Source organism: Desulfotomaculum sp. 1211_IL3151 (assembly GCF_036763075.1).
Taxonomy (GTDB): domain Bacteria; phylum Bacillota; class Desulfotomaculia; order Desulfotomaculales; family Desulfotomaculaceae; genus Desulfotomaculum.
Genome location: NZ_JBAIYV010000025.1, coordinates 61,382 through 84,002 on the forward strand (window position 1 = coordinate 61,382; position 22,621 = coordinate 84,002).

Annotated in this window: 26 protein-coding genes and 2 pseudogenes; 24 read left to right on the top strand and 4 right to left on the bottom strand. The window is 44.3% G+C overall.

The features are described 5' to 3' along the window. Positions 1–75: 75 nt before the first annotated feature. The gene (locus V6C11_RS05225) at positions 76–1,524 is read right to left on the bottom strand and encodes a sigma-54-dependent transcriptional regulator (RefSeq protein ID WP_333530038.1); all 1,449 of its coding nucleotides are present in this window, start codon (positions 1,522–1,524) and stop codon (positions 76–78) included. Positions 1,525–1,691: 167 nt separating this feature from the next. On the opposite strand from V6C11_RS05225, the pseudogene V6C11_RS05230 reads away from it, so the two are divergent. Further along, positions 1,692–1,868 (top strand): annotated as a pseudogene (locus tag V6C11_RS05230) (helix-turn-helix domain-containing protein); the annotation flags it as partial. On the opposite strand, the gene V6C11_RS05235 reads toward V6C11_RS05230, so the two are convergent. Further along, positions 1,807–2,232 (bottom strand): helix-turn-helix transcriptional regulator, encoded by a 426-nt coding sequence (locus tag V6C11_RS05235; protein WP_333530040.1) that lies wholly within the window; start codon positions 2,230–2,232, stop codon positions 1,807–1,809. The pseudogene V6C11_RS05230 and the gene V6C11_RS05235 sit on opposite strands and share 62 nt — an antisense overlap. 379 nt (positions 2,233–2,611) lie before the next feature. Between V6C11_RS05235 and V6C11_RS18665 the strand changes: the two genes are divergently transcribed. The 3 genes and pseudogenes from V6C11_RS18665 to V6C11_RS05240 all read left to right on the top strand — a co-directional run bounded on the left by V6C11_RS18665 (position 2,612) and on the right by V6C11_RS05240 (position 4,557). Beyond that, a complete protein-coding gene (locus V6C11_RS18665; RefSeq protein ID WP_442886039.1) occupies positions 2,612–2,827 on the top strand; it encodes a hypothetical protein in 216 nt (71 codons plus the stop codon). Next, positions 2,814–3,002 (top strand): annotated as a pseudogene (locus V6C11_RS18670) (cytidylate kinase family protein); the annotation flags it as partial. The gene V6C11_RS18665 and the pseudogene V6C11_RS18670, both read left to right, overlap by 14 nt. A gap of 382 nt (positions 3,003–3,384) precedes the next feature. Further along, on the top strand, positions 3,385–4,557 hold the full coding sequence (locus V6C11_RS05240) for a GGDEF domain-containing protein (protein WP_333530041.1): 1,173 nt from the start codon (positions 3,385–3,387) through the stop codon (positions 4,555–4,557). A gap of 410 nt (positions 4,558–4,967) precedes the next feature. On the opposite strand, the gene V6C11_RS05245 is transcribed toward V6C11_RS05240, so the two are convergent. After that, positions 4,968–5,678, bottom strand: coding sequence for an SDR family NAD(P)-dependent oxidoreductase (locus V6C11_RS05245; protein WP_333530042.1), 711 nt, complete (start codon positions 5,676–5,678; stop codon positions 4,968–4,970). A gap of 27 nt (positions 5,679–5,705) precedes the next feature. On the opposite strand from V6C11_RS05245, the gene V6C11_RS05250 reads away from it, so the two are divergent. Beyond that, complete coding sequence (locus V6C11_RS05250) at positions 5,706–5,975, top strand: dihydrodipicolinate synthase family protein (RefSeq protein WP_333530043.1); 270 nt, start codon at positions 5,706–5,708, stop codon at positions 5,973–5,975. Between the two features lie 739 nt (positions 5,976–6,714). Here V6C11_RS05250 and V6C11_RS05255 read toward each other — a convergent pair. Then, positions 6,715–7,227, bottom strand: coding sequence for a GNAT family N-acetyltransferase (locus V6C11_RS05255; RefSeq protein WP_333530044.1), 513 nt, complete (start codon positions 7,225–7,227; stop codon positions 6,715–6,717). Positions 7,228–7,727: 500 nt separating this feature from the next. On the opposite strand from V6C11_RS05255, the gene V6C11_RS05260 reads away from it, so the two are divergent. The 19 genes from V6C11_RS05260 to V6C11_RS05350 all read left to right on the top strand — a co-directional run bounded on the left by V6C11_RS05260 (position 7,728) and on the right by V6C11_RS05350 (position 22,621). Next, entirely contained in the window at positions 7,728–8,318 is a 591-nt protein-coding gene (locus V6C11_RS05260) for a hypothetical protein (RefSeq protein WP_333530045.1), read from the top strand. Next, positions 8,305–8,853 (top strand): hypothetical protein, encoded by a 549-nt coding sequence (locus V6C11_RS05265; protein WP_333530046.1) that lies wholly within the window; start codon positions 8,305–8,307, stop codon positions 8,851–8,853. The genes V6C11_RS05260 and V6C11_RS05265 overlap by 14 nt, the downstream gene beginning before the upstream one ends. A gap of 71 nt (positions 8,854–8,924) precedes the next feature. Beyond that, on the top strand, positions 8,925–9,749 hold the full coding sequence (locus V6C11_RS05270) for a ParA family protein (protein WP_442886034.1): 825 nt from the start codon (positions 8,925–8,927) through the stop codon (positions 9,747–9,749). Beyond that, entirely contained in the window at positions 9,670–10,632 is a 963-nt protein-coding gene (locus V6C11_RS05275) for a ParB/RepB/Spo0J family partition protein (protein WP_333530048.1), read from the top strand. The genes V6C11_RS05270 and V6C11_RS05275 overlap by 80 nt, the downstream gene beginning before the upstream one ends. Before the next feature lie 73 nt (positions 10,633–10,705). Further along, a complete protein-coding gene (locus V6C11_RS05280; protein ID WP_333530049.1) occupies positions 10,706–10,891 on the top strand; it encodes a hypothetical protein in 186 nt (61 codons plus the stop codon). Between the two features lie 369 nt (positions 10,892–11,260). Beyond that, entirely contained in the window at positions 11,261–11,971 is a 711-nt protein-coding gene (gene cpaB / locus V6C11_RS05285) for a Flp pilus assembly protein CpaB (RefSeq protein WP_333530050.1), read from the top strand. Next, positions 11,964–12,698: a cobalamin biosynthesis protein CobQ gene (locus V6C11_RS05290; protein ID WP_333530051.1), complete on the top strand. Its 735-nt coding sequence runs from the start codon at positions 11,964–11,966 to the stop codon at positions 12,696–12,698. The genes cpaB and V6C11_RS05290 overlap by 8 nt, the downstream gene beginning before the upstream one ends. Next, positions 12,695–14,083 carry an ATPase, T2SS/T4P/T4SS family gene (locus V6C11_RS05295; protein WP_333530052.1) on the top strand — a complete coding sequence of 463 codons (1,389 nt, stop codon included), beginning with the start codon at positions 12,695–12,697 and terminating at the stop codon, positions 14,081–14,083. Before V6C11_RS05290 ends, V6C11_RS05295 begins: the two co-directional genes overlap by 4 nt. After that, positions 14,080–14,994 carry a hypothetical protein gene (locus V6C11_RS05300; protein WP_333530053.1) on the top strand — a complete coding sequence of 305 codons (915 nt, stop codon included), beginning with the start codon at positions 14,080–14,082 and terminating at the stop codon, positions 14,992–14,994. Before V6C11_RS05295 ends, V6C11_RS05300 begins: the two co-directional genes overlap by 4 nt. 15 nt (positions 14,995–15,009) lie before the next feature. Beyond that, positions 15,010–15,915 (top strand): hypothetical protein, encoded by a 906-nt coding sequence (locus tag V6C11_RS05305; protein ID WP_333530054.1) that lies wholly within the window; start codon positions 15,010–15,012, stop codon positions 15,913–15,915. Between the two features lie 54 nt (positions 15,916–15,969). Beyond that, the gene (locus tag V6C11_RS05310; protein WP_333530055.1) at positions 15,970–16,224 is read left to right on the top strand and encodes a hypothetical protein; all 255 of its coding nucleotides are present in this window, start codon (positions 15,970–15,972) and stop codon (positions 16,222–16,224) included. Positions 16,225–16,296: 72 nt separating this feature from the next. Further along, complete coding sequence (locus V6C11_RS05315; protein WP_333530056.1) at positions 16,297–17,037, top strand: DUF4320 family protein; 741 nt, start codon at positions 16,297–16,299, stop codon at positions 17,035–17,037. Between the two features lie 27 nt (positions 17,038–17,064). Beyond that, positions 17,065–17,547 (top strand): hypothetical protein, encoded by a 483-nt coding sequence (locus tag V6C11_RS05320; RefSeq protein WP_333530058.1) that lies wholly within the window; start codon positions 17,065–17,067, stop codon positions 17,545–17,547. Continuing rightward, complete coding sequence (locus V6C11_RS05325; protein WP_333530060.1) at positions 17,544–20,627, top strand: hypothetical protein; 3,084 nt, start codon at positions 17,544–17,546, stop codon at positions 20,625–20,627. The genes V6C11_RS05320 and V6C11_RS05325 overlap by 4 nt, the downstream gene beginning before the upstream one ends. Next, positions 20,627–21,040 (top strand): A24 family peptidase, encoded by a 414-nt coding sequence (locus V6C11_RS05330; protein ID WP_333530061.1) that lies wholly within the window; start codon positions 20,627–20,629, stop codon positions 21,038–21,040. Before V6C11_RS05325 ends, V6C11_RS05330 begins: the two co-directional genes overlap by 1 nt. A 21-nt stretch (positions 21,041–21,061) precedes the next feature. After that, a complete protein-coding gene (locus tag V6C11_RS05335; RefSeq protein WP_333530062.1) occupies positions 21,062–21,151 on the top strand; it encodes an LPXTG cell wall anchor domain-containing protein in 90 nt (29 codons plus the stop codon). A 69-nt stretch (positions 21,152–21,220) separates the two neighbouring features. Further along, the gene (locus V6C11_RS05340) at positions 21,221–21,829 is read left to right on the top strand and encodes a hypothetical protein (protein ID WP_333530063.1); all 609 of its coding nucleotides are present in this window, start codon (positions 21,221–21,223) and stop codon (positions 21,827–21,829) included. Positions 21,830–21,842: 13 nt separating this feature from the next. Further along, on the top strand, positions 21,843–22,331 hold the full coding sequence (locus tag V6C11_RS05345) for a hypothetical protein (RefSeq protein WP_333530064.1): 489 nt from the start codon (positions 21,843–21,845) through the stop codon (positions 22,329–22,331). Between the two features lie 23 nt (positions 22,332–22,354). Beyond that, positions 22,355–22,621 carry a helix-turn-helix domain-containing protein gene (locus V6C11_RS05350; protein WP_333530066.1) on the top strand — a complete coding sequence of 89 codons (267 nt, stop codon included), beginning with the start codon at positions 22,355–22,357 and terminating at the stop codon, positions 22,619–22,621.

The window sequence follows — 22,621 nt, forward strand, 5'->3', positions numbered from 1 at the left end:
TTTTTCAAATTCCGTTTAACTTTTCAATTATTATTTACGTATACGTTAACATACGTGAACAAAATCGTTCAGCATTCACTTTCCTTCAACTCTATACTGTAAGGAACGCCTAGTCATACCTAAAAATTGGGCGGCTTTAGTTTTGTTGCCACCATGAATTTCGAGTGCCTGATCAATAATTCTATTAATAAGAAGATTAAGATTCAATCCCTCAGCAGGCAAAGAGAAGCCTTCCGGATTAATAATTGGCCTTAAACTATCGGTGGCCCTCTCATCTCTTTGCTCATATTGAAGGGTTTCCAGATGTCCAGGCGTTAACTTATAATCATCATGTAAAAAGGTAACTCTATCCATAACGTTTTTTAATTCCCTTACATTCCCCGGCCAGTTGTATGAAATTAATACCTTTGCCGCTTGATCAGTAATCCCCATAAATTTCCTTCCCCTCTTATGGGAAAAAGTCCTTAAAAATGTTTTGGCTAAGGGCAGTATTTCATTCTTACGTTCCCTTAAGGGAGGAAGAACAAACATACCTACACTTAAACGGTAATACAAATCTTGACGAAAGGTTCCTTCTTTTACCTTCTTGTCTATATCAACATTGGTGGCACAAATAATTCTGGCATCACATTTAATCTTTTTTAGGCCACCCATACGGTAAAAACACCTCTCCTGGATCACCCTCAATAATTTTGCCTGCAAATCCGCCGTTATCTCCCCAATTTCATCTAAAAATAGTGTACCGCCAGAGGCAAGATCAAATTTTCCTTTCTTTCCTGTTGGCAGTCCACCTGTAAAGGAACCGCCTTCATAACCAAATAATTCACTTTCAAAGGTACTGGAAGATAGCGTGGCGCAATTTATATCAATGAAAGGTTCTCCCATATCAAATTTACCGTAGTGTATAATCTTCGCAATTAATTCCTTGCCTGTTCCGGTTTCCCCCTGAATTAAAATTGGTATCGAACGATCCGCATGATATTTTAAAGCCAGCATGTAAATCTCTTTCATAGAATCTGAGTAAAAGTTGAATGTGTCCATACCAACTACCCTGGCAAAAGCCATTCTAAGGTGAGCTAGTTCCAACCTGGGTTCCTCAGTTGCAGTTCTAACATTTTCTTCAAATCTTTGGCAGAGAAATCTGTTTTCTTTTATTAAGGCCCGACGTGCAGCCACTCTTTCGATAACAATGGTTAATTCTTCGAAATTTATCGGCTTAACCAGATAATCGTATGCCCCCAATCGTAAAGCTTTAATCACTGAATTCATGTTACCTTTACCCGTAAAGAGAACAACATCCACATCCCTTGCTTCTGTCATTGATGAGATTTCTTGCAACAACTCCATACCAGTCATCTTAGGCATATTTATGTCTGAAAGCACCATGTGAAATTTAGCCGGCCTAAACAGTTCTAAAGCTTCCTGCCCATTTGCACAGTCTAATACATGATGACCTAGTCTTGATAAGAATTTTTTAAGATTGTTACGGCATATGTAGTCATCTTCAACCAGTAGAATATTCACATCCCCACTCCCCAAACAAAAAGTAGATGAATTAAATGACAAGCTATTATTACTTAAAATAAATAAAAAAACCGCCTTACTTTCGTTTAGTAAAACGGTCTTCGTGGCGGAAAGTTAGGGATTCGAACCCTAGAGACCGCTGGCGTGAAACGCCTAAAACCCCGCTTATGAGAAATCACCACTTGTGAAACTGTGACTTTACCCTAAAAGCAAAAGGGCTGTTGTCGCAAATGCTGTCCTTGCCGGAGGATTGGGCCTATACCCTAAAAGGCTTATCCCTTATCAACCGTGAGAAAATCGACGCAATCCGGAAAGCGGTGCAGGAGTTGAACCGCGCAGGGCATTCCTGTTTAGTTGTGCGTCCTCTGTTTCGATCTCCTTTACCTTTTTCGCCGTGGCGGTGACGATCCGCAATCCCTTTTCGCTTATATCATCAAGCAGACTTTCAAGCTGTCTGCGCTGCGTGGATTTGTCTGTTTCCATGTTCGGAAAAAAAAATTGGTCTACCGAAATGTCTAAAATAGTGACAAGCTCATAAAGGATTTGTAGGCTTGGGTGTTGTCCGCTGTTCTCAATAGAAGCAATATACCGAGGGGCAATGTGCATTTGGTCTGCTAATTGATTTCTCGATATTCCCTTTGCCTTTCTTGCAGTTTTTATGGCTTGACCGAAAGCCTTAAAATCGTACTTCTCAACTTCTCGCTTCATAAATATTTCACCCTATTACATTTTACTGTTCACCTTTCTTTTGGATATGATTACACATATCATAATACTGATAGCAATAGAGCATATTAGATAAATGCACCTATACAACTACTTTTCAGATAGTAGCATGACAATAATTGCCACGATTCTTTGCTTGGTTGCGCTCGGCAAGTTATCCAGCGTCCGCCAGGGTACTGTAATTGCCGCACTGATTGTCGGCAATATGATAGGTCTTTTCACTTTAAAATTTTAAAAACTCACTTTCTTGTTTCTGCCCGAAACCAGTAAAAATGAAGAACCGAATATTTCTATTTCAAAGCAAAACCTTGTTATTACAACCTTAAGATAATTTGGAAATGATGGGGGAATTGGAAAAAGGATTGCTAATAAATTAGGAATTGCGTATTACAATTCAGAATTGATTACCATGACCGCTAAGGAAAGCGGTTATGCAGAAGAATATGTTGCAGACAGCGAGGAAGAAATAACCAATGGCTTATTGCATGACTTCTATATCTTGGGTACACAACAACAGTTTCTGAAAGTGATATGCCGAAACTGGAACACCCTTTTTAGCCGAAGAAAAAGCAATTAAAAAAATTGCGACAAAAGAACCGTGTGTTATTGTTGATCGGTTAGCAAATTATATATTGGGCGACCATCAAAAAGCACTTCATGTGTTTGTGTATACGCCGGCTGCAAAACATTTTTGTCAAAAGCACCGGATATCTTCCGGAGCAGAGCGAACGGGCTACAAATGGATCCGCTGACCTATTCATAAAATAAAGTTTTATTTTAATCCTTGTATAGTTTATTTTTCAGCAACATCATACTAAAATTAAAATAACGGAGGTAGCGAAACCACGAAATACTATGAACAGCTACTGGAAAAAGGTTATTTTACATGGGATCATGTTTCTGAAATGGTCGGTTAATAAACCAGTGCAGCGACCTGATACAGAACTACCTGAAAAGAGGCTATATCCAAATTATGAAAATAAATCTGTATGTTGCCATAGATGGTCAAATAACCCACAAAGAAAGAATATGTAAACATTCTGAATAAGTCCTGTTGTTACAATGAATACATTTATAAATGATGTACACTAAACTGGCTGGATCGATCTTAAAAATTGAAAGTGAGAAATGCAGATGAATGTTTTTAATATAGATATGGGGACTCTCTTAATGGTTCTCGTATTAGGGCATATTCTAACCGGTATACTTATTATTTCATATACGATTCCACATAACAAAGAGAAGTCGGTTAATATATTTTTACTATCTAAACTATTTCAATCGATTGCCTGGATCATGCTTGGATTTAAAAGCACCATACCTTATATAATTTGGATATCCATATCGAATTCTATACTATTTATTGGTGCAACATTGGAACTGATTGCTTTTTTAATTTTGGTTGATGGTTATAATAAAGTTATTAAAAGAAATTATAATTTATTAGTTTTCATCTGCTTACTTACTTTTAACACCATAACCATACATGGTACTACGGAAAGTATTCGGATTGTATTTGCCTCTTCAATTACAGCTATATTAATTGCCTTTCCCGTATATAAGCTTTTTAGACATAAAAATTCATCTATTTTACAAAAAGTAATCGCTTCTTTTTATAGCATTACCATGGTTTCCTTTCTTTTCAGGGCATATACAGCATTAACCTTGGCGCACGATATGACGCTATGGTCAACCAGCATTTCCAATACCGGCTCTTTTCTTTTGTTATATCTTGTAATGCTTGTGGGAAGTATCGGGTTTATTCTTTTGGCAAAAGAAAAATTGGATATTGAACTGGTTAAAGCCGCGTCATTCGATTACCTAACGAATATATTTAATCGCAGAACCTTTTTATTGCGCGCGAAAGAACTTATTTCCCTATTCGCAAGAAAAAAGGAACAAATCTCATACTTGCTTATAGATATTGATAAATTTAAAAGGATTAATGATATATATGGGCATTATACCGGAGATATTGTCTTGCAGGAGTTTGCCGCTGCTATCAAGACACAATTACGAGATTATGATTTATTTGGCAGGTACGGCGGTGAAGAATTCGCCATTTTGCTTCCATGCACAAATGAAAAGGATTCACAAGAAGTTGCAGAGAGATTAAGAAGAACAATCGAAAATACATCAGTCAGCATTAACCCTGAAATAAAATATACCATAAGCATCGGAATAGTCACTCTCACTCCAGATTCGGAAACTAACGTTGATACGCTCTATAAACTAAGTGACAATGCTCTTTATATGGCAAAAATGCAAGGAAGGAATTGTGTTGTACGGTTTCAAAATGCAGGATAAAAACGCATATATACAATGGTAACCTTTCCGTTTATTTCATTAACTTTAATTTTATAATCTGGAAACCAATCAAAGTATTCTTGCCATCCCGTTTTCATTTGTTCTCCGTTTGCTTTCCCAGCATAAGTGTCAATAAAACAAAAATCTTCCGCCATCCTTTCAATAATTAAAGGTAAGTTCGGATTATTAATAGCCTCAACAAACGGTCATACAATATCTTTATCCACTTCCCTTTCCTAATTGCTGTTTGGCCATATGTTTATTGAAGTAATTTGCCCCTATCATCAATTGTTAGAGAGTAAAAATAAACAGACAAATTCCTCGACGAAATTTGTCTGTTTATTTGGAATAATAGTGGGGGAAAATTTTATGGGTCGGCGGGTATTCCCATCTCACCAATAAATTGCAATTTATTTTGAATATATACTTGAAGATGATACACCGCCATCAACAGGGAACGCGCCGCCTGTTATGTATCTGGCTTCCTCACCTACAAGAAATGCTACCATATTGGCAATATCCTCTGATTCTCCAATCCGCTTTAACGGTATGCGTTCCGCACAGCGGACAGCGGCTGCTTCATCCGTAAAGCTTTTCTGGAGAAGAGGGGTATTGATTGGCCCCGGCAATACGCAGTTGACCCGTATCCCGCAATCAGCATATTGCTGCGCAAGGCACTTTGTCAGCATAATAAGTCCCGCTTTCGTTGTGCAATACAAAGGAGACGTTAATTCTGGCACAAGCCCTAGACAGGAAGCAATCATAACGACCGTGCCTTTCGTTTCTTTGATTTTTAAAAAAGTATTTCGTGTCATAAGATAAGTGCCTTTAATGTTAATATCCACCATCTTGTCTATCTCTTCATTTGTCGTATTTTCTAAATATTTTTCAAAATAGATGCCCGCGTTATTAACTAAAATATCCACTTTTGGGATATTCGATAGTGCTGATTTGATTTGTTCATCATCACGGATGTCAACATGGTAAAACTGAAAATCCTCTGGTGGCGTTTGAATGTCAAAAATAATAACATTCATCCCTTCCTTTTTAAGTTTCTTTGAAATGGCAAGTCCCATTCCAGAACTGCCGCCTGTTACAATCGCCACTTTTTTATCTTCCACAATGATCACCTGTCATCAAGTAAATTTTTGTTTGTCCATTATGATGTAATCGCCGTTAAAACCATCATACTATGTTTCCCCAATGATCACCAAAACGCCTTAGCCGATTGGAAACGGTTAGCCGCCATAATCCCACTATTATTCGCCGCCCCTAATCCTACTCCTATTAAACATCTCCTATTTAAATTAGGGCTCATTGATTCCAGTGAAGTTCGCCTGCCTTTAACACCCATACCTGCCGATCTGCAAGAGAGACTGGACCGGTTAGTTAGTGTGCCAGCTTGCGCTGCTCCTTAATTATGTTGTTGCCCCTTGAAACCGAGGGGCTTCTTTGTTTTTTCAAAGAGTTTATGCCTCTTAACATACACGATAAAATTCTTCTCAAGCGCTTTTTATGCAATGACTCCTTGGTTATATCCTGATTATCCAGCAATAGAACTCTCTTTAATACTTTAGCATTTACTATATAAATAATAAAAAAGGACAAAGGCGGATGGTGTTGCCAGTCCGAATATAGGCGCTTATAATAACCATGTCATGGTAAGAAAGGAAAAAACGCCTCCATTGTAGATAGCTACTGCTGTAACAATAGTAATAGAGGCGTCTGAAGAACTTAATATGATTATTGTAGCAAATTATAAATTAATTGAAAACCTTAAATTAGGTATTTTTTGTAAATTGAACTGATTGACCGCATAGATGTCTCGGAAACCTACGATGTGAACGGAGAGAAATTTCTGGACATAAATATTTCCTATAAATTTAGTCTGAAAGATTCAAACCGTGAGCCGCAAAAAATAAATAGAGCCGTTTGAAGTCATCCCGTCAAAGATAAACCTTCAAACAAGCTCTATGTGTAATACGTTACCAATACTCATAAAAAATATATTTAAAAAAAGACATTAGTGAATTGAGAAGTTAGGTAAATATAGATGCGCCCCAATTTCCCATTATGCTCATTATAGAAAATGGCTTGCTCACTAAACCGGAATTTGTAGCTTCACATTGTTGATATAAACTACGACAAAGACAATGCTTATCTTGTACGGCTATAAAGAAGATGAGGTATGTCTTTGTTTTTATAACGTCTAATAAACTGCTTCTTTATAGACATGCCAAGTCTTTCAGCCACTTTTCTTGAAGCTGTATTCTCCGGTCGAATTTGCGCCGTAATTTCATTTAGATGCAAAATATTAAAAGCATAATCAACACAAGCAGAAACGGCTTCAAAGGCATACCCGTTTCCCCAATATGATTTTTTATAAATATAGCCAACTCCGACATAGTTTTCATCATCTGCTTGTTCAGAAATTAACCCGGTGACTCCAATTAACTTATCAGACGCTTTTTCTATCACTGCCCAGTAACTATAACCGTCCCTATTATACCTCATAACATTTTCGTCAATCCACTGCACTACTTCCTCATCAGAAAAGGCATGTTCCCAAGCATACATGACATCAATGTCCTGCAAAATTGAGCAGACAGAACGATAATCATCTGTTTGTATTTTCCGCAGGAACAAACGTTGTGTTTGCAAAATAATCATGCCAAAATTTCTCCTATCAAATTCAAATATATTTGATGCACTTTTGCACGAATTATAAACATTGATAAATTCCAATTTGTCTATTTATAATGTAATCGCCTTTGAATTGATCGTGCCATATTTCCATAGAAAAAGACATACCTTCCCTTGGCGGAAAGTATGTCTTTTCTGGCGGAGAGTTAGGGATTCGAACCCTAGAGACAGCTCAGCACCGTCTACTCGATTTCGAGTGTTGCCTGTAAATTATATTTTACTATACTTTAGCGGGAAATGAAAGTCAATAAAAGCCCACGGAAGTCTTGTAAAATCAGGGGTTTCGGGGACTTTTCCCGTGTATATAAGGAAAGTTGAGCACGTCAAAAAGCTAACAAAAAAATTGCATCCAAACCTGTTTTGGATAGAACTCGGATAGAACCCGAAAAAATCTATCATTATTTAACCCTAAAACCCCGCTTTCACTCACTTGCCATTGATAAATTTTAAGAAAGTGAGTGAAGCAAATGAAAATAAATTTTGATGAATATTATCATTCGCAAATTGGTCACTATCCTGAATTTGTTACGCAGAAAGAAATGTGTGCTATCCTGGGCATTTGTAAATCAACAGCTTACTCCATCTTGAGCAAGGGCTCAATTCCTTTTGAATATGTAAGCACATCAGAAGGCAGAAGGCAAAAGATACAGATTGCTGACATTTTGCGGTATCAATACGAAAAGATGTGCTTTAACGAATTAGAAAATGAGTATGTGGAAGTCCTGCGCCAATATTATCAAAAGCAATTGAGCGGCTTTCCGCAATTACTTTTGGTTTCTGATGTAATGCAGTTTACCGGATACTCAAAGACAACGATCAATAACTGGCTACAACGGAATGTTCTAAAAACACTCCAGTACAAAAATAAGCGGATACAATCATTTCGTCGCGGTAAAGGTCTGCTTATACCAAAGGACGCATTCCTTGATTTTCTCACAGGACTATATTATCGAAACATAACAAGAAAATCAGAAATCCATAAAGCACAAGCTGAACAGTATGAACAGCTCTTTAATGCCTTTATGTCAAAGCGAGGTGTTCTGAATGTCCAGTTATAGCTTCTTAATAAATAAGTATCCTGAGCATGTGACAAAGGATCAGTTTTATAGAATATGCCATATAAGCAAAAAAACAGCGTTGTATTATTTGGAGAAAGGCTTTATTCCTTGCATTGATTCTGGAAAAAAGACACGCAGGTTCAAAATTGCAATAAAAGATATTATTTTCTTCTTAGAAGACAGAGACAAAAATCCTGAAAAATATTATTTACCTAATCACTATAACAATCCTTTTTTACCAAGCGAAATTAGACAGTATAAGGCCAAACCACGGTCTGTTACTTATAAATACGTTTACAAGCTAAAAAGCATAAAAGAGGTCAAAGATTATCAAAAATATCTTGAACAGCAATTTGCAGATTATCCAGATATGATGACCAGTATGCAAATACAACAAGTCACTGGACACTCAATAAGTACAATAAAGTCATGGTGCAAATCCGGAAAGGTAAGATTTATCAGGTATCATTGTGCTTACCTCCTACAAAAAAAGAGTGTTATCAGCTATTTGTTCAATCGTGAACTACAACAATAATAGACCAAAAAGGCCGTTTGCTTTATTCCATATAAAGCAGACGGCCTTTTTGCATGAAAGGAGGAATTTTGATGTCAAAAGTAATCGCCCTTGCCAATCAAAAAGGCGGCGTGGGTAAAACCACCACAGCGGTCAACCTGGGTATCGGTCTTGCGGCACGGGGTGAGAGGGTACTGCTTGTGGACGCAGATGCGCAAGGGAACCTGACAGATTCGTTGGGCTTCAATGAGCCGGACAATCTGCCTGTTTCACTGGCCACCATTTTATCCAAAGTCATGTTGGAGGAACCGTATAAGCCTAACGAGGGCCTCCTTCATCATGTGGAAGGCATTGACCTCATGCCGGGCAACATTGAATTGTCAGCTATTGAGGTTTCCCTCGTCAACACCATGAGCCGGGAAACAATATTGCGCCGCTATATCAACACCGTGAAAAATGCTTATGATTATGTGCTGATCGACTGTATGCCCTCCCTGGGCATGATGACCATCAACGCCCTTGCCGCCGCGGACAGCGTAATCGTTCCCGTTCAAGCTCACTATCTCCCCGCCAAAGGAATGACACAGCTTTTACAAACTACCGCCAGAGTAAGGAGGCAAATCAACCCCAAGCTGACCATTGACGGCGTTCTTCTCACAATGGTAGATACCCGTACCAATTTTGCAAAGGATATCTCCTTTATTCTGCGCCGGGATTATGGCGATAAGCTATGTGTATTTAACACGGAAATCCCTTTGTCTATACGGGCGGCTGAAACCAGCGCCAAAGGGAAAAGTATCTATCTCCACGATCCCAACGGTTTAGCGGCAAAAGCCTATGAAGCCTTTACGAAGGAGGTGCAGGACATTGGCGAAAAACGACGTACGAAACAACATAAAGCTGACTTCAGTAGATGATTTATTCACCACCGAAGAAGGCCGTGCTGAACAGCAGTTGGAAAAGGTAATAGATGTTCCCTTAACAGAAATCAGTGATTTTCCTAATCACCCGTTTAAAGTGAAAGCTGATGAAGCCATGTTGGAAATGGCGGAAAGTATTAAGCAGTATGGCGTTTTAGTACCTGGCCTTTTACGTCCCAAAGCGGAAGGCGGCTATGAAATGGTTGCCGGACACCGCCGTAAAATGGCAAGCAAACTTGCGCAAAGGAAAACAATGCCCTGTATTGTCCGGGAGCTGGACGACGATCAAGCAACCATTATTATGGTTGACAGCAATCTGCAAAGGGAAAATATCCTGCCCAGTGAAAAAGCCTTCGCATATAAAATGAAGCTGGAAGTAAAAAAGCGACAGGCTGGAAGGCCAAGTAATAATTCGCCGCAAGTTGCGGCGAATTATAGAAGCGATGATGACGTAGCAAAAGAGATGGGTATTAGTGGAGATACTTTGAGAAGGTATATCCGTTTAACTGAACTGATTCCGCCTATTTTGGAAATGGTGGATGAAAAGAAAATAGCTGTCAGCCCGGCTGTGGAGCTTTCCCACTTGGCCGAAAAGGAACAACAGGAGCTTTACGAAACTATGCAATCCGAGGATTGCACTCCGTCCTTGCCGCAGGCGCAGCGTATGAAAAAACTCAGCCAGGACGGACGTCTAAGCGTGGATGTCATATTTTCCATTCTCACCGAGGAAAAACCAAACCAAAAGGAAAAATTCAATATTCAGCGGGAACGCATAGACCGTTTTTTTCCAAAGAGCTTTTCGGAGAAGCAAAAAGAGGACTTGATCATCCAGCTACTGGAAAGCTGGTACAAAAAGCGGCGACACGAACAGGAACGATAAACGAAGCACTGTGTATTCGCCCTCAAATAAATGAGAGCGTTTTTTTGTGCCCTTTTTGAAAGGAGGTGCTGCTATGTATTTTACAGAAGGGCCACTACGCAAATTCGAGCGCATGATGCAGGAAAAACCGAAGCGTGAGCGTGAGCCTGTGAAAACGGCGAAAACACGGGATTGCAAACACTGTCTGCACTTTGACGAGCATAGCAGTAAGTGCAGCAAGGAAAAGTGCGCTCTATTCGGTGATGAACAAGTCCGGTAATATTTTACACCAAGGGGGTAGTGCGATTGTTTGTGAAAAGTGCAGACTGTATCGTTCTCCGGTTTCCCCCTCTCCACACCTCTCCCCTCTGAAACCTTACCCGCCGAAAAAGAAATAGTCTTGCCTTTCGAAGGGTAATATTCAATTCTTAACAGAAAGGAGCCTTTTATGAAACAGACGGCACAGAAGAAAACAAAAATATTCCGCACCCTGATACGGCGTATCCATATCGGGGACAAACCAGCACAGAGGGCCAACAATGGGCAGGCCAACGGGAGGAAAAATAAACGGCAGCAAGATCGGCCGCCCTTTTTTCTCGGCAAGTAAACCCCTTTGGGCTAAAAATCTCTGAAAGGAGACCGAACAAAATTGAAACTACTAAAAAACCGAATATTATTAAGCGCCTTTTGCCTTATCCTGGCAGCGGGCGTTTCTTTTTTTCTCCTGCCACGCTTCTACGAAGACAAAAGCGCAACGATCACAGTACTACGAGCAGCGGAGGACATCCCGGCTGGAACGAAGCTTATAGAGCATCACCTTGTATCTGTGGAGGTAGGTGGTTATGGCTTGCCGGAGGGTGTGTTGAACGATAAAGCCTCGATTGTTGGCAAGGTAGCGCAGACCGCCATCGCCAAGGGGGATTACTTCTTTCCTCAAAAGCTCGGAAACTTTGCTGTGAACGAGCTGCTTGATCGCATTGCGAAGAATAACCAGTGTCTTGTCACCATCAGTGTTCCAAGTATCGCGGCAGGGCTTTCCTCTCATCTGCTGGCAGGAGATATTGTCACTGTGGCCGTGTTTATGGAGAAAGCGTCCGACGGGCAGAATTCCTCCCCGCAGGTCATCATTTACCCCGAATTGCACAGCCTGGAAGTTTACAGCGTTGAAAATGCCCGGACACAGGACACCGCTGAAATGCGAGAGCAGCAAAAAAACAGTCAGGCGGGAAACAGCGATCCAGTGCCCAAAGCCGTGACCCTCGTTACCAGCGAAACGCAGGCAGAAAAGCTCATCCATGCTGAGTATGTGGGTAAATTGCACCTTATCTTTGAGAAACGGGGTGGTGCAGGCCATGAGTAAGCTCATTACTGTATGGGGTGCCAACAACAGCGGCAAAACCACCTTTTCCGTCAGCTTGGCCTGTGCTTTGTCAAGACGTGATATATTGGTGGGCCTTATTTCCTCCAACCTCACTTATGGGGAACTACAAACCTTTTTCGGGCAGGAGGTGCGCCCTGAAAAGGGGCTGTTTGAAGCACTCAACGCTGAAAATCCCAACATCGGTGAGAAATTCACGGACTACGTTGAGAGCAAAAATCTATTTTTCTTGTCCGCGCCTACCCGTTATTCCGGCCTGCTTTGCGATACCGTGACCACGGAGGATGTTGAAGGAATGATAAACGCCGCATCCGTAGTATTCGACGTTCTCCTTATAGATGGGGCTGCAGAGATAGACAATCCTATTTCCGGCGTGGGCTTGTGGCTTTCCGACACCATTATCACACTGCACAGGCCATCCATCGCGGCGCAAATGTGGCTTAGGGGCGTTTCGGATTTTGTGCGGGAGCTGCACCTTGCCGAAAAGCAGACCCATGTCCTGCTGACCGCCAACGGCAAATTTGATGACAGGACCTACCGAAGCATGACAGAACTGCTCTTCACCTTTGAGCTGCCTCATATCAAACGTGCCGGTGAGCTGGAGAACGCCGGAACGCCCCTGTACTTCTTCTCTGACCGGTCCTGCAAACGCTATAGCAAGGTACTGGAGAAAATCGTCGGAATGATCCGCGGGGGGGAGAAGCCATGAGCACCAAATTTTCAGTCAATGACCTCATCTACCGCGCCAACAAACGGCGCTCCGACATAGGGGAAAGTGTCAAAGCCCAGGACTACGGGGAAATCCTCGACCGATTGCAACGGTTGATTGCTAAACACCACTCCGCAGAGCTTGCAGAGGTACTATATTCAGCAGAGGCCGAGGGAAAACTCAAAGACCTCATTATGCGCTACCTGAACCAGGAGCAGTTAGTAGCAAAAGACCTGCGCAACATTTCTGAATTGGTGGACGCTATCTACTACGACATGGCCGGTATGGGCCTGCTGTCTCCCTACTTGCAGCATGAAGATACGGAGGAAATCAACGTCAACGGCTCCAGCGTTTGGGTATTGTATAAGGATAGAAAAATACGCCTAAATGAAACCTTCAGCAGCGTAGAAGCCTGCGCCAATATCGTGCGAAAAATGAGCCGGTTTGGAAATGTCGTTCTGGACGGCTCTAAACCCATCGGGGACAGCTTCATCGCCCGCGGCATCCGTATGTCGGGAGCCATTGAACCCTGTGTTGACACGGACACGGGGGCGATTGCCTCCATAAGAAAGCAAAAGCCCTCAATTATCACACGAGAAAACCTCATAGCCTGGGACACAGCCACAGCCGAGGAACTGGACTTCTTAACCCTTTGCATCAATAACGGCATATCGGTCGCTATTGCCGGAGCCACCGGTAGCGGAAAAACAGCCGACATGGGCTACATTCTAAGCTGTGTCCCCCATGAAAAGCGCATCGTCACGATTGAGGATACCCGTGAATTGTCGCTGGCGCAGTATGATGAAAAGGGTGTGATGATAAACGATGTGATTCACCTTCTTACCAAGGAAGCCCCCAATTCTATTTCTATGCTGGATTTATTGAAGTTGTCCCTGCGACTGCACCCGGAAATTCTTGTACCTGCGGAAATGCGTGGTCAGGAAGCACTCACGGTGCAGGAGGCGGGCAGGACCGGCCACACGATTGTCAGCACTTTACACGCAAATAGTGCACGGACAGCCTACGACCGTATCCTGACCATGTGCCTGGAGGCCGGAACCTCACTTTCCGAAGAACGCCTTATGAAAAACATAGTGGAGGCTTTCCCGATCATGCTGTTCAAGATGCAGCTTCCGGACAAATCACGGCGATATATGGAAATCTTTGAAGCCCTCGGCGTACAAAACGGCGAAGTCACCGGCAGCACTTTGTATAAGTATGTGGTCGACCATTACGAGAGGGACAAGGAAGGCAGGATTACGAAGGTAATAGGCAATCACCGGCGCATGGGGAAAATCTCTCCAGTCCTTGCCGAACGCCTGCTGATCGGCGGCGTTCCACAAAAGGAGATCCTCCGCTTTTCGGAGGGAGGTACAATAGCATGAGCCCGATTACTTGTACCCTTACCACCGTATTTATCCTTACAAGCCTTACCCTATTTCTTCTGCTGGGGCTCAGTCCTTTTTCTATGGAGCAAAACCCTTTGAAAAAACGCCGCTTGATTTTAGTGGGGACAAAGTTAAGAATCACCGAACGGATTACCATACACTTTGCTACTCTGTTTCGGCAAACCCGATGCACATTAAAGAAATTCCTTATAATGATTCTCTTATCGGCGGCAGGCAGTTTTATAGCCGGAATCCTGCTTTTGGGCAGCACTGGATTGGCGGCAGTCATGTCGGCCTGCGTCCTTCCTGCTCCATACTTTTACTTGGTAGTAAAAAGCTCGTCGGCAGACAGAGAGGAAATCGAGGGACTTGAAAACGCCATGTCCATCATTACCAACGCCTACGCAGGCAACGATGATATTATCAAAGCGGTTGAACTGTATGTTGAAGAAAAGAACCGCTATATTCCCTTGAATTTGCGAATCCCATCACCCTTTGATGAGTTTGTTTCGGAAATCAGGCTTATCAACCCTAACGTGGAGCATGGGCTTTACCGTCTGTCAGCTAAAATCAAAAACCAATATTTTTCGGAATGGGTAAAAGCCCTAATCCTATGTCATAACGACAGACGGCTGAAATTTGCCTTGTTCCCGATCATCAAGGCTATGAACGATGCGAAGGCTATGCAAATTGAATCCGACGGCATGATGGTTAAGGTATGGCGGGACTATTTAATGACGGCTGGATTGATGTTTGCTGTTATTCCCATGATGCGTTTTGCCAACAAGGAGTGGTTCTTTTTGCTGACCCAAACCGCCATCGGAAAACTGCTGATTATTCTCATGATGGTGATTGCCCTTACCACCGCCTGTTATGTCATGAAGGCAACAAAACCATCCAACCGCTAAGAAGGAGGAACGCCAGTGTTTTACCAGATAATTATCTTTATCCTGCTGACTACGGCAGGCTTTTTGTTGTGCAAAGAAATTTTGAAAATCCCGAAACTGAGTATGAGAAAGAATATCAAGAATTTGCAAACTGAAAAGAAAAAACCGGGCAAACGGCTGTTAAACCACTTTATCATGCCCCTTGTAAGACCTGTTTCCCGGTTCATCCCTTTTGATCCCGTTAAGGAGGCGCGCATGGCCGCTATGCTACAGCGCGGAGGGCTGGAGCTTACTCCGAAGGAGTATCATGCCAGAGCTATCATGTACGCCCTTTTTACGCTGCCCCTTGCGCTGCTGTTTTTGGTCATCGGAGCGCCCAATCTTGCCCCTCTCATCCTGCTCTTTGCGCTACTTATATACCGTCATTTCACAACTGATTTGAAAGATGCAATGAAAGAGAAAAAGCGCCGCATCGAAGCTGAACTGCCGGGCTTTATCAGATCTATCCTTTATCGTTTGGAGGACAACAAGCATGATGGCAGTCGGGTTACCGTGCAGGCAGATTTAATTCAGATATTTGAAGATTATTTGCGCGTCGCAAGTGAAGCATTCTACGGGGATGTCGCAATCCTGATTGTAGAGATGAAAGCAAAGGACATCGAAACTGCCCTACGAAACTTTAACGAGCGTCTTGGCTTACCAGATGTTTCATATCTGGTAAATGCCCTGATTGGCCTACACCGCGGAGAGCATCAAGGCGAGGCGCTTGCCTATCTCGCAAGGGACATGGATGTAAAGGCAAAGGAAGCACTAAAGAAAAAGCTGAACGGCCTGCCCCGCAGAGTAAAAATCGCATCCATCCCCCTTGTAGGCGCGACCCTTGCCAGCCTGCTATATGTCATCGGCTCCCACTTGATTCTATCAATGGGGGGCCTTTTTTAATGTGAAAACGGGGCAACGCCCCTTTTCAAAGATAAATTTCGGGAGGTATGACCCATGCTGAACAACAGCAAAACCGCAATCACAAATTTTGTGGAAAGGAGAATCCATACCATGAGAAAACGTATGTCAAACGCCCTTTTGAAGGCCAAAACCACGCTGATGAATCCGAGCGGCGATCAGATGACCGGTTGGCTCATCGTCGTGCTCATTGTCGTGGTGGTGGGCGCGGTATTTATGACCTTGTATCAAGGCTCAATCACTTCGGTTTGGAACAGCATCGTCAGCAAGATAACCAATTTGCTCAATTAGCATCATCGGTCCTTGTTTTATGGAAGAGGCAACGCCCCCCTTCCCTCAATTCAAATTCAAATTAATGGAGGTATGTGTCATGTTGAAAACAGTAAAAAACAAAATGCAGATGGCGGCTTTCAAAGCCAGAAATGTTCTGACGAATCCGAGCGGCGATCAGATGACCGGCTGGCTTATCGTCGTGCTCATTGTCGTGGTGGTGGGCGCGGTGTTCATGACCTTGTATCAAGACTCAATTACTACGGTTTGGAACAACATCGTCAGCAAGATAACCAGCTTGCTGAGCTGATGAAAGCCACAGGCATATCCACGGACACAGGAGATGCAAAAGCCATGAACAGCACGCACCGGGGCATAAGGGGGAGATTTTCTCCCCCTTTGCCTTTTCAAAAGCTGCTTTTAGATAAAAAAGGCAGCACCTATTTTGAGTTAATGCTTAAAACGCTGGTGGTCATCACACTGATGCTTACCGTAATTTCTTTTCTCAGCGTTTTTACCACCTATCTCAATCTGAACCATATCTGCCGACGTGTTGTCCGGGTGGTGGAACTGGAGGGGCAGGTTTCCGACCGGGCCTATGATGTCTTTTACCGGCTCAAGCAACAGACCGGCCTATCGCCAGAAATGGAAATTGATGATGTTGAGTATTGTGACGGCCAGAAAATCCAGCTACGAGACACCTTTACCATCACGATGAAATACCGTTATCCGTTTACTATCTTCACTCCGAGCTTTGCCCCGCCATTAAAGGTTGAAATACCGATGAAAGTCCGCATCGGGGGCATGTCGGAGCATTACTGGAAGCTCCCGTAATGAGATCCCCGGAAAGGAGACGATGCTGTGGGCTCAACACGGATACTGCAAAGTCGCAGAGGCGACACCTTTATATTTATTATCATTCTCGTCTTTTTCATTCTGACCCTGGCTGCTGTCCTAATCGAGTATTTCCGCATAGAAAGCTTGTATCAACAGGTGGAATATGTCCTTCAGCGTGGGGTTAATAGCGCAGTAGAATACGCAATGCAAGATGAATACCGCAGGGACGGCCACGCACTGCTGGATACAGAGATTGCGGAAGAAAGGCTGTACGAATACCTGCACGAAAGCATGGCGCTGGATTCAGGGCTAAACAAATATTCCAATGGCGAGTGGGTATATGAGTTGGAAATCGAGGATATTCACGCTACGGAAAGCCCGCCCCGGCTGACGTTGGACGGAACACTCAGAACCCACAGCATTTTCAGCTTTCTGACCGGAGAAGTGCGGCTTCCCTTCAGCATATCCAGCGTTAATATTCGAATTACGGAAGGAGGTTCCGAATGAAACGAAAATTTATTTTTACCCTGCCGCTTGTTTGCTTATGCTGCCTGCTTTTTTCCGTCAAAGCGTTTGCTGCAACAGCCAGCGATATTGAAATCCTTGTAGCATCCCCCATAGACAGCTTAAATACGGAAAGCGGTGTAGTGGCCGTGGAGCATTTTCCGGCAGAAATCCCTATCCATGTTACGGCGAAAACTGGGGCACTCGAAGATATTCAAATGAAATACGGCGACGAGAGCCGAGCTATACCACCTGACTATACCTTGACAGTGGAAAGCAAGGAACAATGCGGCCCCTATACCATTACGGCAAAGACCGATCAGGGCGCGGCTCTGACCGTTACGGCTAATGTGGTGTTCCAAGTAAAGGCTACCTATGACACCCGATACCGCACTATCGGTATGAACATCGAGGAAATCTATGAAGGCAGCACTCTGTTAAAAGCCTTCCCAGAGCCGCAGCGCATCCGGCTAGAAAACGCCAATACCGTTGCGGATGACGAAAAGGAACGAATTTCCTCCTGGATCAGCAAATACGACGGTAGTACTTACACGCTAAAAGGCAGTTTGGTGGTTGAAATACACAGCTTTGCCACAGGTAAGCTCTATGGAACCTATGATATCAAAACAGACTTTGAGCCGCTTACCACCCATTACGGATGGACGAAAAAGGCGCTGATTGCTTTTGAAACTATGCGGAATACGGAAATCAGCTATCAGGCTCCAGTCAGAATTGATATAGAGGCAACCTGGTGCGATGAAAGCAAACAGGAGGTTTACGGGAATCTCACCGCGCAGGACAAAGGAGCACCGGAATTGCTTTATCCTTATCAGACCACTTCCATCTCCTTCCACAAAAATGACATCAAGCTATCCCGAAACTTCCTATATAAAGGACTTGAGTGGGATTACACTCCCGAAACAAAGGAGTTTACTGACGGCGAAAGCAAAACAATGGTAGAGATCACGCAAAATATTCACTATCAAATCCCTGCCGCCGACTTTTATTTCAAGTTTCAGCCACAGACCGGCAACGACCTATCGGCTATCATCCACGCTCCTGCAACCGTTAATCGCGGCGCAGACTATTCTTTCACGATTATCTATATGAACAGCGGAAGCAGCCCGGCCTATGATGTTCCCCTGAAAGGCACGGTAGACGGGATTGCTGTTGAGGAAATTCCACCCGTTCAGGATTTTTCACCGAATCAAAGCAAGACCTACACTGTCAAACGCACAGCAGATACTGCCGCCGATGAAATCCGCCTTTGGGCGCAAATCGGCGTGCCGGAGGGCTTTATCGACGGAAACCTTGCCAACAACACCACAACGGTCATCATCAAGGTGGTTGACCCCGCACCGGAGCCAACGCCCGGCAGCAACGATACGCCCGATGAGCCGGACACGCCGGATAATCCCGACGATCCCGGCACTCCCCCGGAGCAGCCGCCCGAAACAAAGGAGCTTTGTGACCTGTCCGCAGGTATTATGGCCTCTTCTACAGTTTTTGAGCATGAGGAATACAGCTTTACCGTGAGCTTCACCAACCAATCCTCTGCGGTGCTCAAAGATGTCCCCTTACTGGGCAAGAACAATGAAAACCTGTTGTCGCAGATTCCAAAAGTGGCGAACTTCGCCCCGCAGGAAACCAAAACCTACACCATTAACGGCGTAGCAGGCAGCGCGGGCGAGATTTACCGCCTGTGGGCCAATGTGGAAACGCCGGAGGGCTTTACGGATGATAACCCCATTAACAATACTGCCGTTTCAAGCATTACTGTAGTGGCCAAACCAAATAATCCCGACAACCCCGATGAACCGGATAAACCGGATAACCCTGATGAACCGGAACCCCCGGGTTACAGGCCTTGCGATGTATGGGTAAATCTGTCCTCACCGCCCACGGTGTATGAACGGGAAAGCTACAGTTTTACGGTGTACTTTGCCAATTCCACAGACAAAGCTTTGTCCGATGTACGTCTGAATGTCACCATCAACAGCAAGACGGTTCCCGTTGTGCCAGCGACAACCAATTTTAAACCGTATGAGAAAAAATACTACCTTGTAACCAGCACCGCAGGCGAGAAAGGCACCCCTATCCAGCTTATGGCACAGATATTGCCGCCTAACGGGTATGCGGATACAAACCTAAGTAACAATCAGGTTTCCGCTGAAATCATGGTTCTGGAAAAACCCTACGACCTTGACGTGCAACGTATAACGCCGGACGAGTACAAGGAAAATCAGTCGGTTGTTACCACTGTTAAGGTTGGCAATTGCGGAAGCCTGGACTTTACGCCGGGGGAAAATGTCACTGTCCTGTTTCAAATCCCTGAATTGTCCTACCAAAAGCGCATTGATGCTGTCGTGATGGCGAAAAACACTTGGAATGTGATATCCCTGCGATGGGATACGCCCAATGTTCAGGTAGACAAGGACATTACACTGATTGCCATTATAAATCCCGACCAATCTTTAGGCAATGAAGGCACTGCTGACAATAACATCTATACCCAAAAGGCGGTTATCAAGAACGTGACTTACGGAGAGCCGCAGGAAAGCCGGGCGCTGCCCGACCCGCCGAAAAGAGAAGAACAGCCACGGGTAACGTGGTGGGAACAGCGTTATGAGAACAGTCAATTTGTATGGCGTGAGTTTTATGCCGAACTGCATGTCAGCGCCGTGCTGGATTATGATACCAAATCAAAAGGCTATCTCAAATCCGGCTACGGTTATTCCATCAAGGTCAATACAACCGTAAACACCAATTATGACAAAGCGGAACTGATAACTACCCCGCAGACGGCAGAGGTATATTTGCCAGAATACCGCTACGAAACCGCCATCCCTTTAATCAGAGAAGGCGGTCAATTCGTTTTCCGGGAAAACCCCGCATCTCCCTTTCGATACAAAAAACAGTACATCCCCGTCTGGTTCCCGGATTTCAGGGATTACGTCGTGCAGCTTATCGTCACTGACGTGCATACCCCCGGAGGAACCCTGTCCAAATGGATTACCGGAGGAGAGTTAAAAATTTATGTGGTGGACAGCATGTACGACGATGATGTCACCACGGGAAATTGATGCTTGTGCTACTGTGTGCCGTTCCCTTGCTCTGGGCGGCAGCTACGGATTACCAAAAGCGGATCATCCCCGATTGGACATGGATTTCTGTGTTTCTGATCGGACTTGTATCCACTTTTCTGCTGCCCGCCCCGGCCCTGTATGAGCGAATCGCGGGATTGCTCCTGCCGGGTATCTGCCTGCTGCTTCTTGCCATGAAATACGGGGGTGTGGGCGGCGGCGACATCAAACTGACGGCGGCGGCAGGATTTTGCTTTGGCCTAAACGCACTTGCGTTTATCCTCTTTTTTGCCTTGGTTCCCGCCTGCATCTATGCTGTGGCAACACGGCAAAAGAGCGTACCTCTCGCCGTATTCTTGTGCATCGGCTTTTTTGTCTATGCCGGTGTACTTCTGATAGCTGGACTAATCTGACGATTGAAGGAGGTGTTTTTTGTGGAACTGAAAGCCATTTTAGCTATCGTGCTTTGTCTGGCGATAGTGGGTGGTGCGGTATACCTGCACATCAAGAAGAAAAAGAAATAACGATATTGCAGGAAAAGGGACGGCAAGACCGTCCCTTTTTTCTACCCATAGACAGGAGTGAGTTGGAAAATGAATGAAGCAAAACGCCTGGTGGATACCTTTAAGGTGAAGCATGCCATCCATGTCGGAGATAAAGAAGTCCTTTTCTGTGAGGACGGCAAGAAACCCGATACCCCCTACATGGTGTGCTATTGCTCCTGGGATAACCCTTTGGGCATCGAGCAATTCTTTAAAGCTGTCGGAAGTAACGACTACCTGGAAATGATGACCGAGTTTACCAAGCGGGTACAGGCGCAGCTTGAAGCGGTTAAAGCGGAACGGGATAAAATCACCGTTCCCTTGCCGCCGTTTACTGCAGAGCACTGCATCCCCAATGATTACGGAGAGAGCATTGAAAACAAAGTGGTGGTCATACGGGCCAACTCCCTGCGGCCCGAATATCAAACCGCCGACAAGCAGCTTGTGCTGGCTACGGGGGGGTTCGGCTCTTATGCCAATTCCAGAGGACGGGCGGTGTATACCATCAACCTCTATTCCGGCAAAGAATCCCGCTGGAATCGTGAAAGCATCTTGGGGATCATCAAGCCGGAGCATATGCCCGATTGGGCCAAAAAACGCCTAAAGCAGATAGATGCTGAACGGCAGGCAAAGCACAAAAAACATGAACCGGAGCGATAAGGAGGAATTACGGATGGAGCTTACGATTAGGTCCTTGGCCCCGGAGGAAAGCGTCCTATTCTATTCCAACTCGGAAAAGGATAAGGAGATTGGCTGTATCGGCCATTTGCGCGGCGACTTTGGCAGCAGCGGGAAAGAATTTTGGAGTACCTGGTGGGAGCATCAAGGCGAACTGAAAACACAGGAATTCAAGGATGAATTTGATGATTTCATCAATTCCCTGCGCAAGCAGGGCTTATTGAAAGACCGCCTCAGTATGACGGATTACTGCTATCAGCACCCCGAAGCCAAAATACCGGGCGCATGGCATTCCGATGTTTACGGATTCTGCGTAAATACAGACCGGCATCACTATTTTGTACGCTGCTTCCCTCACCCGGGGGACTATAACTTTTATGTGTACTGCTATCAAAAGCAGCCGGACCGTTTACAGAAAGAACCGGAGTCAAGGCAGAGCGCCTCGCATGCCCCTAAGAAGAAAAAGTACGAGCCGGAACGATAAGGTGTGTTTTGAAGGGAGAGAGCATGAACGATCTGACAAGATACAAGCTGTGCGCTGGGCTTCATGTCCCTGCCGCCGCAAAGCTGCTGTATTGCTATCTGCTGGATATGTCGGGAGGCCGCCATAGCAGCGCGACTATATCCATAAAAAAGCTGGCGAAGGATATGGGCATGTCCCGGTCGACTACAAGCCGCAATCTGCACCGCTTGGAAAAATTGAATATGATCGGCATTGTTCCCCGATATTCCGAGGACGGCGGCAGGCTTTCCAACCAGTATGTTTTGAAATAA